This window comes from Streptomyces lienomycini (assembly GCF_027947595.1).
In the GTDB taxonomy this organism is placed as follows: Bacteria; Actinomycetota; Actinomycetes; order Streptomycetales; family Streptomycetaceae; genus Streptomyces; species Streptomyces lienomycini.
This window is the reverse complement of record NZ_CP116257.1, coordinates 6,896,163-6,908,741: the sequence shown is the minus strand read 5'-3', so window position 1 is coordinate 6,908,741 and position 12,579 is coordinate 6,896,163. Positions and strand designations below refer to the sequence as shown.

General features: G+C 70.5%; 14 protein-coding genes. 11 read left to right on the top strand and 3 right to left on the bottom strand.

Features of this window, described 5'->3' with window-relative positions; translation table 11 throughout:
- Positions 1 to 519 precede the first annotated feature (519 nt).
- Positions 520 to 1,041, top strand: a complete 522-nt coding sequence (locus BJ961_RS31545; RefSeq protein WP_271416179.1) for an RDD family protein — start codon at positions 520 to 522, stop codon at positions 1,039 to 1,041.
- A gap of 259 nt (positions 1,042 to 1,300) precedes the next feature.
- A complete protein-coding gene (locus BJ961_RS31540) occupies positions 1,301 to 1,987 on the top strand; it encodes an RDD family protein (RefSeq protein ID WP_271416178.1) in 687 nt (228 codons plus the stop codon).
- Between the two features lie 51 nt (positions 1,988 to 2,038).
- Here the strand turns inward: BJ961_RS31540 and BJ961_RS31535 are convergent, their stop codons facing one another.
- Positions 2,039 to 2,332: a hypothetical protein gene (locus BJ961_RS31535; RefSeq protein ID WP_271416177.1), complete on the bottom strand. Its 294-nt coding sequence runs from the start codon at positions 2,330 to 2,332 to the stop codon at positions 2,039 to 2,041.
- Between the two features lie 415 nt (positions 2,333 to 2,747).
- Between BJ961_RS31535 and BJ961_RS31530 the strand changes: the two genes are divergently transcribed.
- Complete coding sequence (locus tag BJ961_RS31530) at positions 2,748 to 5,093, top strand: immune inhibitor A domain-containing protein (protein ID WP_271416176.1); 2,346 nt, start codon at positions 2,748 to 2,750, stop codon at positions 5,091 to 5,093.
- Between the two features lie 146 nt (positions 5,094 to 5,239).
- Positions 5,240 to 5,584, top strand: coding sequence for a hypothetical protein (locus BJ961_RS31525; RefSeq protein ID WP_271416175.1), 345 nt, complete (start codon positions 5,240 to 5,242; stop codon positions 5,582 to 5,584).
- Between the two features lie 54 nt (positions 5,585 to 5,638).
- Here the strand turns inward: BJ961_RS31525 and BJ961_RS31520 are convergent, their stop codons facing one another.
- Both BJ961_RS31520 and BJ961_RS31515 read right to left on the bottom strand, forming a co-directional pair.
- Positions 5,639 to 6,226, bottom strand: a complete 588-nt coding sequence (locus tag BJ961_RS31520) for a nicotinamidase (RefSeq protein ID WP_271416174.1) — start codon at positions 6,224 to 6,226, stop codon at positions 5,639 to 5,641.
- 82 nt (positions 6,227 to 6,308) lie between these two features.
- On the bottom strand, positions 6,309 to 7,655 hold the full coding sequence (locus BJ961_RS31515) for a nicotinate phosphoribosyltransferase (RefSeq protein ID WP_271416173.1): 1,347 nt from the start codon (positions 7,653 to 7,655) through the stop codon (positions 6,309 to 6,311).
- A gap of 109 nt (positions 7,656 to 7,764) precedes the next feature.
- On the opposite strand from BJ961_RS31515, the gene clpS reads away from it, so the two are divergent.
- The 7 genes from clpS (at position 7,765) to BJ961_RS31485 (ending at position 12,576) form a co-directional block, all read left to right on the top strand.
- The gene (gene clpS, locus BJ961_RS31510; protein ID WP_271416172.1) at positions 7,765 to 8,082 is read left to right on the top strand and encodes an ATP-dependent Clp protease adapter ClpS; all 318 of its coding nucleotides are present in this window, start codon (positions 7,765 to 7,767) and stop codon (positions 8,080 to 8,082) included.
- A gap of 53 nt (positions 8,083 to 8,135) precedes the next feature.
- Entirely contained in the window at positions 8,136 to 8,744 is a 609-nt protein-coding gene (locus BJ961_RS31505) for a DUF2017 domain-containing protein (RefSeq protein ID WP_271416171.1), read from the top strand.
- A 368-nt stretch (positions 8,745 to 9,112) separates the two neighbouring features.
- Complete coding sequence (locus tag BJ961_RS31500; protein WP_271416170.1) at positions 9,113 to 10,540, top strand: amino acid permease; 1,428 nt, start codon at positions 9,113 to 9,115, stop codon at positions 10,538 to 10,540.
- A 94-nt stretch (positions 10,541 to 10,634) separates the two neighbouring features.
- Entirely contained in the window at positions 10,635 to 11,057 is a 423-nt protein-coding gene (locus BJ961_RS31495; RefSeq protein WP_271416169.1) for a M67 family metallopeptidase, read from the top strand.
- Positions 11,058 to 11,136: 79 nt separating this feature from the next.
- A complete protein-coding gene (locus BJ961_RS36080; RefSeq protein WP_328657635.1) occupies positions 11,137 to 11,232 on the top strand; it encodes a putative leader peptide in 96 nt (31 codons plus the stop codon).
- Positions 11,233 to 11,331: 99 nt separating this feature from the next.
- Positions 11,332 to 11,619, top strand: a complete 288-nt coding sequence (locus BJ961_RS31490) for a MoaD/ThiS family protein (protein ID WP_271416168.1) — start codon at positions 11,332 to 11,334, stop codon at positions 11,617 to 11,619.
- A 6-nt stretch (positions 11,620 to 11,625) separates the two neighbouring features.
- Entirely contained in the window at positions 11,626 to 12,576 is a 951-nt protein-coding gene (locus BJ961_RS31485; RefSeq protein ID WP_271416167.1) for a PLP-dependent cysteine synthase family protein, read from the top strand.
- The last annotated feature ends 3 nt before the right edge of the window (positions 12,577 to 12,579 follow it).

The following is a 12,579-nucleotide window of genomic DNA, read 5'->3' as shown; positions in this document are numbered from 1 at the left end:
CGGGCGGCGACGGTGCCGCGCGGGACGCCGCCGCACAGGGCGCCCCCGCGACCGGCGGCGCCGAGGGGCAGGCGGGCAGCACCTTCGTCTTCCGCCGTCCCGCGGCCGGTCCGCGCAGCGCCCCGGCCGCGGCCGACGAGGGCACCATGACCTTCCGCGCGGTCGCCCCGCCGCGCGCGGGCGGCGCGCAGTCCGGCGGGGCCGGTTCCGGTTCCGGTGCGGGTCCCCGTTCAGGACCGGGTTTCGGGGCGGGCAAGGACGCCGCCGCCCGGGCCGCCGCCGGGCAGGGCCCCACGCCCGTCTCCGCCTCCCCTCCGCCCCGCAGCCGCTGCCCCAGCCCCACGCTCAGCCGACGAGCGGTCCCGCCGCCCCGCGGTTCCCCACCAGGCGGCGCCGCAGCCGGCCGCCCCGGGGCCGGTCGCGGCGGCCGGTCCGGGCGGCGGGCAGCCGTCCTGGGCGCAGCAGGTGCACCGGCTCGCCGGCGGGGAGGAGCAGCCCGTCGCCCCGTGGAAGCCCCCCGTGGAGGACGTGTTCCAGGCCGCCGCCCGGCGCCAGGCGGAGGCCAGGCCCGCCGGGCTCGGCAAGCGGCTGGCCGCCCGGCTGATCGACACCGTCGTCCTCGCGGGCGTCACCGCCGTGGCCGCCGTACCCCTCGGGGTCAAGGCCGCCGACCACGTCAACGACAAGATCGACCAGGCCAAGCTCTCCGGCGAGACGGTCACGGTCTGGCTGCTGGACGGCACGACGTCCACGTACCTGGGCATCGTGCTCGCCGTCCTGCTCCTCTTCGGCGTCGGCTACGAGGCGCTGCCCACCGCCAGGTGGGGCCGCACCCTGGGCAAGAGGCTGCTCGGTCTGGAGGTGCGGGACATCGAGGCCCACGAGCCGCCGTCCTTCGGGGCGGCCCTGCGCCGCTGGCTGGTCTACAGCGTCCCGGGTCTGCTGGTCGTCGGCGTGGTCGGGGTCGCGTGGTGCCTGTTCGACCGCCCGTGGCACCAGTGCTGGCACGACAAGGTGGCCGGCACGTTTGTCGCGGGCTAGCTGGGCGGGGGAGGAGCGGTTCGCGGTCGGGTGCGGGTGTGTGGGGGGCTGGTCGCGCAGTTCCCCGCGCCCCTTGAGGTCCGTGCAGTGGACGCGCCCCATAAGGGGCGCGGGGAACTGCGCGGGCGACCACAAACCACCCGCACCCGCCGACGCACCGTCAGCCCCCGCCCCGACGGCGAACGGACCACGCGCCCTCGCTACTCCGGACGGCCGCTCGCCGGATGCGAGGAGAGAGACTCCGGGTTCGACTCGGGACATGAGCAGCGAACCGCCCCCCGGCGCCGGCGGGCAGCAGCCGCCGGACGACGACCCGCTGAGGAAGAACCCCTACGACAACCCGCCCCCACCCCCGCCCCCCGGTGACGGCGGCGGTCCTTACGGCGGTGGCCCCTACGGCGGCCCGCCTCCCCCCGGCGGCGGTGGCCCCTACGGCGGCGGCCCGTACGGCGGCGACCCGTACGGCGGAGGCGGCTCCCCCTCCGATCCGCTCGCCGGGATGCCGCCCCTCGCCGACAGCGGCCGACGCACGCTCGCGCGGATCATCGACATGATCCTCGTGGGCATCGTGGTCTGGCTGCTCAGCTGGGCCTTCAACGTCCAGGAATACCAGGTGGACGGCGACGACGTCTCCGTCGGCAAGTCCTTCTGGCAGTCCCTGATCGCCGCCGTGCTCTACGTCGGCTACGACACCTACATGACCACCAAGACGGGGCAGACGCTCGGCAAGAAGTGGCTCGGGATGCGGGTGGCCAACCTGTCCGACGGAGCGACGCCCTCGGGGCAGACGTCGCTGATCCGCGCGCTGGTGCTGTGGATCCCGTTCGCGTTCTGCTGCGCCTGCGTGTGGACGATCATCGCGGGTGGCTGGAGCTTCTTCGACCGGCCCTACAAGCAGGGCCTGCACGACAAGGCGGCCAAGACGGTCGTGGTCAACACCCGCTGAGGTCCGCGGCGGACACGGGAACGCGGGACGTCCCGGGGCCCGGCCCCGGTCTCAGGCGGCTCGTCCGCGCGTCGTCTCACCCGCGCCCGCGGAGACCCGGGCCGCCGCACGCACCGGCACGGGCCCCCGGTCGGCGGCGCCCCGGTGGGCCGGCGCGGTGGTCACCGCGCGCGTCCTCGGCAGCGGCACCGTCATGGCGACCAGCAGCCCGAGAGCGAGGGCCGCGACGGCGATGAGAGCGACTCCAGGACCCGAACTCGTCCGCGACAGCAGCAGCATGGCGAGTGTCGAGAAGATCACGGTGCACGAACCGTAGGCGAACTGTGCGGCAGTCGGACGGGGCATGGCCATCGTGTCCTCGGAAGACATCATGGGGGTGAGACGGGCTGTGGGCCTGGCTTTCCGCCGGCTTCCGGGCGTTCCGCCAAGCGACTCTAACCCGCTGTGTGCCCGAGGGGAACCGGCAGTAAGCACGACCTAACCGGCACGGCCGATGCACGGGGGGCGCACGGATTCATGACGTCCGGTGCGTGGACGGGTTCGCGCGCCCGTCGGACGCGGAACGGTCACGATCCGGTGTCCGCAAAGCGAACCACGGCTCCGCATAGTGCACTTGTTCTGCTCAAGTCAAGGTCTGTCTTTTCCGGGGAACCTCTAGTCAAATGTCGTCACTTGACTACACGCGTTGAACACGTGTGCGCGGACTTCGCTCTGTCTTTGTCCCCCCTTCCGCGCGCGTGGACGCGGGGGAGGAACTCAAGTGACCAGAAGATCCTGGACGTTCAGAACCGCGGCGACCACCGTCGCACTGGCCGCGGCCACCGCCACCCTGTCGGCGGCGGGCGTGGCCCAGGCGGACTCGCCGTCCCGGCCGGACGCCGTGAACCGCCACGACCCGAGCCCGGACAAGACCACGCGCTCCCACGACCTCAAGGGCCCCCTGAGCGACACTCAGGCCGCCCAGCGTGAGGAGGCCCTGAAGCAGGTCATATCCGGCAACGCCTCGGTGAAGAAGAAGGACGGCTCCAACGTCGTCCAGCTGAAGAGCAAGAAGGGCGACGCCAAGTACGTCGAGCTGGGCCGGGAGAAGACCGACAAGATCTTCACCATCCTGGTCGAGTTCGGCGACAAGGTCGACAGCCGCTACGGCGGCGACGCCGGCCCGCTGCACAACGAGATAGCCAAGCCGAACCGGAGGACGGACAACTCCACGGCCTGGCAGGAGGACTACGACCAGGAGCACTTCCAGGACCTGTACTTCGGTTCCGGCAAGGGCGTCAACTCGGTCAAGACGTACTACGAGAAGCAGTCCTCGGGCCGCTACTCGGTCGACGGCGAGGTCTCCGACTGGGTCAAGGTGCCCTACAACGAGGCCCGGTACGGCTCCAACAAGTGCGACCCCGACAACTGCGCCTGGTACGCGGTGCAGGACGGCGTCACCGCCTGGGTCGCGGACCAGAAGGCGGCCGGCCGCACCGACGCCCAGATCAAGTCGCAGCTCGCCCAGTACGACCAGTGGGACCGCTACGACTTCGACGGCGACGGCGACTTCAACGAGCCCGACGGCTACATCGACCACTTCCAGATCGTGCACGCCGGCGAGGACGAGTCCGCGGGCGGCGGCGCGCAGGGCGAGGACGCCATCTGGGCCCACCGCTGGTACGCCTTCGGCACCGACGCCGGCGCCACCGGCCCCGCCGACAACAAGCTCGGCGGCACCCAGATCGGCGACACCGGCATCTGGGTCGGCGACTACACCATCCAGCCGGAGAACGGCGGACTCGGCGTCTACGCCCACGAGTACGGCCACGACCTCGGCCTGCCGGACCACTACGACACCGCCGGCGGCGACAACTCCACCGGCTTCTGGACGCTGATGTCGTCCGGTTCCTGGCTCGGCACCGGCCGCAACGAGATCGGCGACCTGCCCGGCGACATGAACGCCTGGGACAAGCTCCAGCTGGGCTGGCTGAACTACGACACCGCCAAGGCGGGCGTCAACTCCTGGCACAAGCTGGGCCTGGCCGAGTACAACACCAAGCACAAGCAGGGCCTGGTCGTCGAGCTGCCGAAGGAGAAGGTGACCACCGAGATCGTCACCCCCGCCGAGGGCGAGACCCAGTGGTGGAGCGGAAGCGGCAACGACCTCAAGAACACCCTGAGCCGCAGCGTCGACCTCACCGGCAAGTCGTCCGCCTCCCTCACCCTGGACGGCTGGTACGACATCGAGGCCGACTACGACTTCCTCTACACCGAGGTGTCGACCGACGGCGGCGCCAACTGGACCGCGGTCGACGGCACCTTCGACGGGCAGCCGATCCAGCGCGACGGCAGTGACAAGCCCGCCCTGAGCGCCACCGTGGACGCCTACGGCAAGCTGGTCTACCCGCTGGACGCCTACGCGGGCAAGAAGATCGACCTGCGCTTCCGCTACCAGACCGACGGCGGCCTGGCGATGAAGGGCTTCACCGCCGACGAGATCGCGGTGACGGCCGACGGCGAGACGCTCTTCTCCGACAACGCGGAGACCGCGGACGACGCGTGGACGGCGGTCGGCTTCACCCGCAAGGGCGCCTCCTTCACCAAGGAGTACGCGCAGTACTACATCGCCGAGAACCGGCAGTACACGTCGTACGACAAGACGCTGAAGACCGGCCCGTACAACTTCGGCTTCTCGGAGCGCCCGAACTGGGTCGAGCACTACGCGTACCAGAACGGCCTGCTGATCTGGAAGTGGGACACCTCCCAGGCGGACAACAACACCAGCCAGCACCCCGGCAAGGGCCTGGTCCTGCCGATCGACTCGCACCCGACCGCGCTGAAGTGGAAGGACGGGACGCTCATGCGCAACCGCTTCCAGGCGTACGACTCGCCGTTCAGCCTCTACCGCACGGACGGCATGACGCTGCACAAGGCGGACGTCGCGAAGTACGTCCCGGGCTCCAAGGGCGTCTCGGTCTTCAACGACCGCAAGAACGACTACTGGGACCCGGCGAACCCGACCGGCGGTGTCCAGATCACTGACACCAACACGAAGATCAAGATCCTGAAGGAGGCCAAGAACGGCTCGACGATCGAGCTCGAGGTTGGCCCCGCAGGCAGGTAATTAGCATCTGCCCAGGTCAGAGCGTGATCGGCGGTGACCCCCTGGCGGGTCGCCGCCGATCCGTGTTTAGGTGCCTCCTGTGGTTCTCTTATTGACACCGGCCCCGGAACCGGGACCGGCACCAGCTGACCCGGGGGTATGACCGCATGGCCGCAGGAGGCTTCTGCAAGCTGCCGAACGGCACGGTGGTGGTGGCACTGAACCTGCCCAGCCCCCTCCCGTCGAGCGTCGGCAGCGTGCGTTTTCTCGTCCACGCCCAGAACCGGGCGCGCGCCCTGACCAGGCTGCGCAACCTGGGGCTGCGCGCGGTCTACCTGCGGGGCAACGCGGCCCCGCCGACCCCGGACGAGGTCACCGCGGTCCTGCACCACCCGGACGGCCTGATATGGCGCACGGCACCGGCGGCCGGCGCCGTGAGCGGCCCGGACCTCGTCCAGGAGCTGTGGCACCCGATCCGGGCACTGCTCAGACGCCCGACCGCCCAGACCTAGTAGTACGACCAGCCCCCGGGGGGGCGCCGAGCCCGGCACCGGCCGCCCGCCGGACTACCGGACGACCGGCTTCCCGGACAGCTCCACGCCCGCCGCCCGCAGCTCCTCCAGGGCCCGCTCCGTGGTCTCCCCGGCCACCCCGGCGGTCAGGTCGAGCAGCACCTGGGTGCGGAAGCCCGCACGGGCCGCGTCCAGGGCGGTGGCCCGTACGCAGTGGTCGGTGGCGATGCCCACGACGTCGACCTCGTCGATCTCGCGGCCGCGCAGCCACTCGGCGAGCGCCGTGCCGTTCTCGTCGGCGCCCTCGAAGCCGCTGTAGGCGGCCGAGTAGGCGCCCTTGTCGAAGACGGCGTCTATCGCCCCGGAGGCGACGGCGGGCGCGAAGTTCGGATGGAAGCCGACGCCCTCCGTGCCCGCGACGCAGTGCGCCGGCCAGGAGTGGACGTAGTCGGGATGGTCGGCGAAGTGGTTGCCCGGCGCGACGTGGTGGTCGCGGGTGGCCACGACGTGGCGGTAGCCGGCGGGCGCCTGCCCGATCAGCTCGGTGATGGCGGCGGCCACGTCGGCACCGCCGGACACCGCGAGGCTGCCTCCCTCGCAGAAGTCGTTCTGCACGTCTACGACGATCAAGGCGCGGCGCATGGTCGGTGTCCTTCGACTGGATGGGAGGAGCGGAGGGCCGGACGGACGGGGCTGGTTCGGGCCTTGCGGGGCCGCACCAGATCTAGCTACCCGACCCCCCGTGCGCGTACTCCGTCGGAATGACGGGTTCCCCTCGGGAGAGCTGGGTGGCGGACAGCGGAAGGTTGGCGCGGGCGGCCGTGTGCCGGTCCCGGGCGGCGTCCAGCGGCTCGCGGGCGACGACCTCGCCGCCCTTGACCAGCTCGACCAGGAGCTGCCGGTCGGCGAGATCGTCGGGCACCGGCCCGGTGCCGACCACCTCCGCCTCGGCGTGCCCGTACGCGTCCAGCCGCCGCGCGGCCCACTTGCGGCCGCCGATCGAGGTCTTGCCGCCGCTGGACTTCTTGGCCACCGCCACCAGCGGGGCGTCCTGCTCGCCGGTCTCGGCGCGGGCGACCAGCTTGTAGACCATCGAGGCCGTCGGGTGCCCGGACCCCGTCACCAACTGGGTGCCGACGCCGTACGCGTCCACGGGCGCTGCCGCCAGCGAGGCGATGGCGTACTCGTCCAGGTCGGAGGTCACGACGATCTTCGTTTCGGTGGCGCCCAGCTCGTCCAGCTGCTGGCGCACCCGGTGGGCGACCAGGAGCAGGTCGCCGGAGTCGATGCGCACCGCGCCCAGCTCGGGCCCGGCGACCTCCACGGCGGTGCGGACGGCCTCGGCGACGTCGTAGGTGTCCACCAGGAGCGTGGTGTCCCGGCCCAGGGAGTCCACCTGGGCGCGGAAGGCGTCGCGCTCGTCGTCGTGCAGCAGGGTGAAGGCGTGGGCGGAGGTGCCGACGGTGGGGATGTTGTAGCGGAAGCCCGCGGCCAGGTCGGACGTGGTGGCGAAGCCGCCGACGTAGGCGGAGCGGGCGGCGGCGACGGCGGCCAGCTCGTGGGTGCGGCGGGCCCCCATCTCGATCAGCGGCCGCTCCCCGGCGGCGGACGACATCCGGGAGGCGGCGGCCGCGATCGCCGAGTCGTGGTTGAGGATGGAGAGGATCACCGTCTCCAGCAGCACGCACTCGGCGAAGGTCCCCTCGACCCGCATGATCGGCGAGCCCGGGAAGTACACCTCGCCCTCTGGGTAGCCCCAGATGTCACCGCCGAAGCGGTATCCGGCGAGCCACTCCAGGGTCTCCTCGTCGACGATGTCCTTCTCGCGCAGGAAGCGCAGGACGTCCGCGTCGAAACGGAAGTTCTCCACCGCGTCCAGCACCCGCCCGGTGCCCGCCACGACGCCGTAGCGGCGCCCGTCCGGCAGCCGCCGGGTGAAGACCTCGAACACGCTGCGCCGCCCGGCCGTGCCGGCCTTCAGGGCTGCGCGCAGCATGGTCAGCTCGTACTGGTCCGTGAAGAGCGCCGTCGAGGGGACGTCCACCGGCAGCCCAAGGTCCGCTGTGTTCATACGACGGATCGTACCCCCATTTCGTCACTCTGACGATTTCAAGGTCCGCCCGGTTCGCGTGGCGCCCGCCACAGGCCCGTTTGTGCGGGTGCCCCCCTGTGGTGGCAGCATGGTCCCTGTGACGGCAGCCGCACCCATGGAGATCGAGAAGACCGAGTCGGCGGAGGAGGTCTTCGCCGTACCCGAGCCCGACGTGCCCTGGGTGACGATCGTCCACAACGATCCCGTCAACCTGATGAGCTACGTGACGTACGTCTTCCAGTCGTACTTCGGCTACTCCAAGGACAAGGCCACCAAGCTCATGATGGACGTCCATCACAAGGGCCGGGCGGTCGTCTCCAGCGGCAGCCGGGAGGAGATGGAACGGGACGTACAGGCCATGCACGGCTACGGCCTGTGGGCCACCCTCCAGCAGGACCGGAAATGAGCCCGGAAACGACCCACGCCCGCCCGCAGGACGGAAGCAGCTGAATCGCCTTCATGCCCGGACAATTCGAACCGCTCCCCGGCGGCGGCGCGGCCGTCGCGCTCGACGACGTCGAGATCTCCATCATCCGCTCCCTGGCCGTGCAGCTCCTGGAGCTGATCGGCCCGGGCCCCGCCGAGGACGCCTCCGACGACCCGCTCGCCGAACTGTTCGCCGAGGGCCCGAGCGAACCGCCCTCCGACCCGGTGCTGCGCCGCCTGTTCCCGGACGCCTACGGCGATCCCGAGGGCGCCCCGCAGGCCCGGGAGGCCGAGGAGCAGCGGGCGCACTCCGCGGAGTTCCGCCGCTACACCGAGAACGACCTGCGGGCCGGCAAGCGGGAGAGCGCCCTCGCGGTCATCCGGGGCCTGGACGGCGTGGCCGCGCGGTCCGCCGGCGAGGACGGGGCGGTGCTGAAGCTGTCGGCGGACGAGTCCCGGCAGTGGCTCGGCGCCCTGAACGACCTGCGGCTCGCGATCGGCGCGCGCCTCGAGATCGCCGACGAGGAGGACACCGACCTGCTCTACCGGCTCCCCGACGAGGACCCGCGCAAGCCGATGGTGATGGCGTACCTGTGGCTCGGCGGGCTCCAGGAGTCACTCGTCGCGACACTCCTGACCTGAGTACCTCCATGCCCTGAACGTCCCGGTTTCGCCACTCTCCGTGTCCGCTCAGCGGAGTCTCAAATCCGGATAACGATCCCGTCAAAGCCGCGCCCTTCTTTGCACCGTCAGCGCGCCTTTTGTCCGCTTCTCCCTGTGGGACACGTCACAGACCACCCCTGTGATCGGCGCCGCGGTCGTGGTAAATCTTCACGACCGCCCGGCGAACACCACCCGAATGTTCGGCCGGGTGCGCCACTGAGCCGGCGACCGCCGGCCAGGCACCGAGCGGGATGTGAGGCCCGCTCAGCTCCATCATCCGGGGGGATCGAGACCCGATCCGCGGCCGAGTCAAGGCCCGGTTCGGCATGGAGAAAGGCGCACCACACATGACCTCTGCGCAGGTCGACACGGACAAGGCCCCCGAAGAGGGCTACGAGCGCGGGCTCAACAGCCGCCAGGTCCAGATGATCGCGATCGGCGGCGCCATCGGCGTCGGTCTCTTCCTGGGCGCCGGGGCCAACATCGCCAAGGCCGGCCCCAGCATCATCCTCATGTACGCCCTCGCGGGCGTGATCATCTTCTTCATCATGCGGGCGCTCGGCGAGCTGCTCCTCTACCGACCCGTCTCCGGCTCCTTCGCCGAGTACTCGCGCGAGTTCCTCGGCCCCTTCTTCGGCTACTTCACCGGCTGGACGTACTGGCTGATGTGGGTGGTCACCGGCATGGCGGAACTCACCGCCGCCGCCATCTACATCCACTACTGGTTCCCCGACATCCCGCAGTGGGTCTCGGCCCTGGTCTTCCTGGTCCTGCTGTTCGTCGCCAACCTGATCTCGGTGAAGCTGTTCGGCGAAATCGAGTTCTGGTTCTCGATGGTCAAGGTCACCGCCATCATCGGCATGATCGTGATCGGCGTCGGCGTGCTCACCCTCGGCTTCAGCCAGGCCGGCGACACCGCCGCCGTCTCCAACCTGTGGGAGTTCGACGGCTTCTTCCCCAAGGGCATCGGCTCGTCCCTGATGACCCTCCAGGGCGTCATGTTCGCCTACCTCGCCGTCGAGCTGGTCGGCGTCACCGCCGGAGAGTCCGAGAACCCGGAGAAGACCCTCCCCAAGGCGATCAACACCCTGCCCTGGCGCATCGCCCTCTTCTACGTCGGCGCCCTCACCGTCATCCTGGCGGTGGTCAAGTGGACCGAGTTCGCCGAGGGCGTCAGCCCCTTCGTGGAGGCCTTCGCGGTCATCGGCATCCCGGCCGGCGCGGGCATCGTCAACTTCGTCGTCCTCACCGCCGCCCTGTCCTCCTGCAACTCCGGCATGTACTCCACGGGCCGCATGCTGCGCACCCTCGCGGACAACGGCGAGGCGCCCAAGGTCTTCAACAAGCTGTCCTCGACCAAGACCCCGGCCATCGGCATCGCCGTCTCGGTCGTCTTCATGGCCATCGGCGTGGTCCTGAACTACCTCGTCCCGGAGAAGGCCTTCGGCTACGTCACCTCCGTCGCCACCGCCGCCGGCATCTGGACCTGGCTGATGATCCTGATCAGCCACGTGCGCTACCGCCGGGGGGTCGTCGCGGGCCGCCTGCCCGCCTCCTCCTTCCCGGCGCCCGGCGGCTCCGTGTGCTCCTACATCGCCATCGCCTTCCTGCTCTTCGTCACCTGCCTCATCGCCTACGACGCCGACGCCCGCGTCTGCCTCTACGTGATGGCCGGCTGGGCCGCCGCCCTCGGTATCGGCTGGTTCGTGCTCAAGAGCCGCAACCCGGGGATCACCGAGCGTCCGGGCGAGCCGGAGTTCGAGAAGATCGGCTGACCGCCGCACCGGCCGCCACTCAAGGCCGTCCGGCATGTGGACCGACCCGTACCACCCACCGGTACGGGTCGGTCCCTCTGCTTATCCTGGCCGCATGCTGACCCTCACCCAGGCCCTGTACGACCAGATCGTCGCCCACGCGCGCGAGGACCACCCCGACGAGGCATGCGGCGTGGTGGCCGGCCCCGTAGGCCAGGGCCGCCCCGAGCGGTTCATCCCCATGCTCAACGCCGCCCGCTCACCCACCTTCTACGAGTTCGACTCGCAGGACCTCCTCAAGCTCTACCGCGAGATGGACGACCGCGACGAGGAGCCGGTGATCATCTACCACTCCCACACCGCCACCGAGGCCCACCCCTCCCGCACCGACATCACCTACGCCAACGAGCCCGGCGCCCACTACGTCCTCGTCTCCACCGCGGACACCGACGGCGCCGGCGACTTCCAGTTCCGCTCGTTCCGCATCCTGGAGGGCGAGGTCACGGAGGAGGAGGTCAAGGTCGTCGAAACCTACTGATCCCGGACCGCGGACGGAATCGGTCCATCAGGTGAGATCACACTCCGGAAGCCGGACCGGGAATCGATACGATGAGCCCATGGTTCTTCTCGACGTGAGCGACAAGGCGCCGGGCACGCTGCTCGTGGCGCGTCTGCACGTCGACCTGTGCAGGCTGAAAAGCGCCATCTGTTGATCTTCGCCGCCGCCGTACGGCCGTGAGCCGCGGCGTGCTGAAGCGTGCCGCCGCGCGCCCGCAGAACCCACGACCCACTTCCGACAGGAGCCCTCAGCCATGGCCATCGAGGTCCGCATCCCGACCATCCTCCGCCAGTACACCGACGGCCAGAAGGCGGTGGAGGGCAACGGGGACACCCTCGCCAAGCTCTTCGCCGACCTCGAGACCCGGCACACGGGCATTCAGGACCGACTCATCGACAAGGCGAACGGCGAGCAGCTCCGCCGCTTCGTCAACGTCTACCTGAACGACGAGGACGTCCGCTTCCTCGACGGCATCGACACCAAGCTGTCCGACGGCGACAGCATCACGATCCTGCCGGCCGTCGCCGGCGGCATGGCCTGATCGCCGATGCGCTACGACTCCCCGCTGGCCGCGGTGGGCAACACCCCCCTGGTGCGCCTGCCGCGGCTGTCGCCGTCCGACGACGTCCGCATCTGGGCCAAGCTGGAGGACCGCAACCCGACCGGCTCCGTCAAGGACCGCCCCGCGCTCCACATGGTCGAGCAGGCGGAGAAGGACGGCCGCCTCACCAAGGGCTGCACGATCCTGGAGCCCACCAGCGGCAACACCGGCATCTCCCTCGCCATGGCCGCCAAGCTCAAGGGCTACCGCATCGTCTGCGTGATGCCCGAGAACACCTCCCAGGAACGCCGGGACCTGCTCGCCATGTGGGGCGCGGAGATCATCTCCTCCCCGGCCGCGGGCGGCTCCAACACCGCCGTACGCGTCGCCAAGGAACTCTCCGCCGAGCACCCGGACTGGGTGATGCTCTACCAGTACGGCAACCCGGACAACGCGGGCGCCCACTACACCGGCACCGGCCCCGAGATCCTCGCCGACCTGCCCTCCGTCACCCACTTCGTGGCCGGGCTCGGCACCACCGGCACCCTCATGGGCGTCGGCCGCTACCTGCGCGAGAACAAGCCGGACGTGAAGATCGTCGCCGCCGAACCGCGCTACGACGACCTCGTGTACGGCCTGCGCAACCTCGACGAGGGCTTCGTCCCCGAGCTGTACGACGCCTCCGTCCTCACCACCCGCTTCTCGGTGGGCTCCGCCGACGCGGTCACCCGCACCCGCGAGCTGCTCCAGCAGGAGGGCATCTTCGCGGGCGTCTCCACCGGCGCCGCCCTGCACGCCGCGATCGGCGTCGGCAAGAAGGCGGTCAAGGCCGGCGAGAGCGCGGACATCGTGTTCGTCGTCGCCGACGGCGGCTGGAAGTACCTGTCGACGGGCGTCTACACCGCCGAGACGACCGAGGCGGCCATCGAGACCCTCCACGGCCAGCTCTGGGCCTGAGGG

What these genes read in the sequence shown, in the direction of transcription:
- BJ961_RS31540 (WP_271416178.1), top strand. Translation starts at nt 1,301, where the DNA reads ATGAGCAGCGAACCGCCCCCCGGCGCCGGCGGGCAGCAGCCGCCGGAC.
- BJ961_RS31535 (WP_271416177.1), bottom strand. Translation starts at nt 2,332, where the DNA reads ATGCCCCGTCCGACTGCCGCACAGTTCGCCTACGGTTCGTGCACCGTG.
- BJ961_RS31525 (WP_271416175.1), top strand. Translation starts at nt 5,240, where the DNA reads ATGGCCGCAGGAGGCTTCTGCAAGCTGCCGAACGGCACGGTGGTGGTG.
- BJ961_RS31520 (WP_271416174.1), bottom strand. Translation starts at nt 6,226, where the DNA reads ATGCGCCGCGCCTTGATCGTCGTAGACGTGCAGAACGACTTCTGCGAG.
- BJ961_RS31515 (WP_271416173.1), bottom strand. Translation starts at nt 7,655, where the DNA reads ATGAACACAGCGGACCTTGGGCTGCCGGTGGACGTCCCCTCGACGGCG.
- clpS (WP_271416172.1), top strand. Translation starts at nt 7,765, where the DNA reads ATGGTCCCTGTGACGGCAGCCGCACCCATGGAGATCGAGAAGACCGAG.
- BJ961_RS31505 (WP_271416171.1), top strand. Translation starts at nt 8,136, where the DNA reads ATGCCCGGACAATTCGAACCGCTCCCCGGCGGCGGCGCGGCCGTCGCG.
- BJ961_RS31500 (WP_271416170.1), top strand. Translation starts at nt 9,113, where the DNA reads ATGACCTCTGCGCAGGTCGACACGGACAAGGCCCCCGAAGAGGGCTAC.
- BJ961_RS31495 (WP_271416169.1), top strand. Translation starts at nt 10,635, where the DNA reads ATGCTGACCCTCACCCAGGCCCTGTACGACCAGATCGTCGCCCACGCG.
- BJ961_RS36080 (WP_328657635.1), top strand. Translation starts at nt 11,137, where the DNA reads ATGGTTCTTCTCGACGTGAGCGACAAGGCGCCGGGCACGCTGCTCGTG.
- BJ961_RS31490 (WP_271416168.1), top strand. Translation starts at nt 11,332, where the DNA reads ATGGCCATCGAGGTCCGCATCCCGACCATCCTCCGCCAGTACACCGAC.
- BJ961_RS31485 (WP_271416167.1), top strand. Translation starts at nt 11,626, where the DNA reads ATGCGCTACGACTCCCCGCTGGCCGCGGTGGGCAACACCCCCCTGGTG.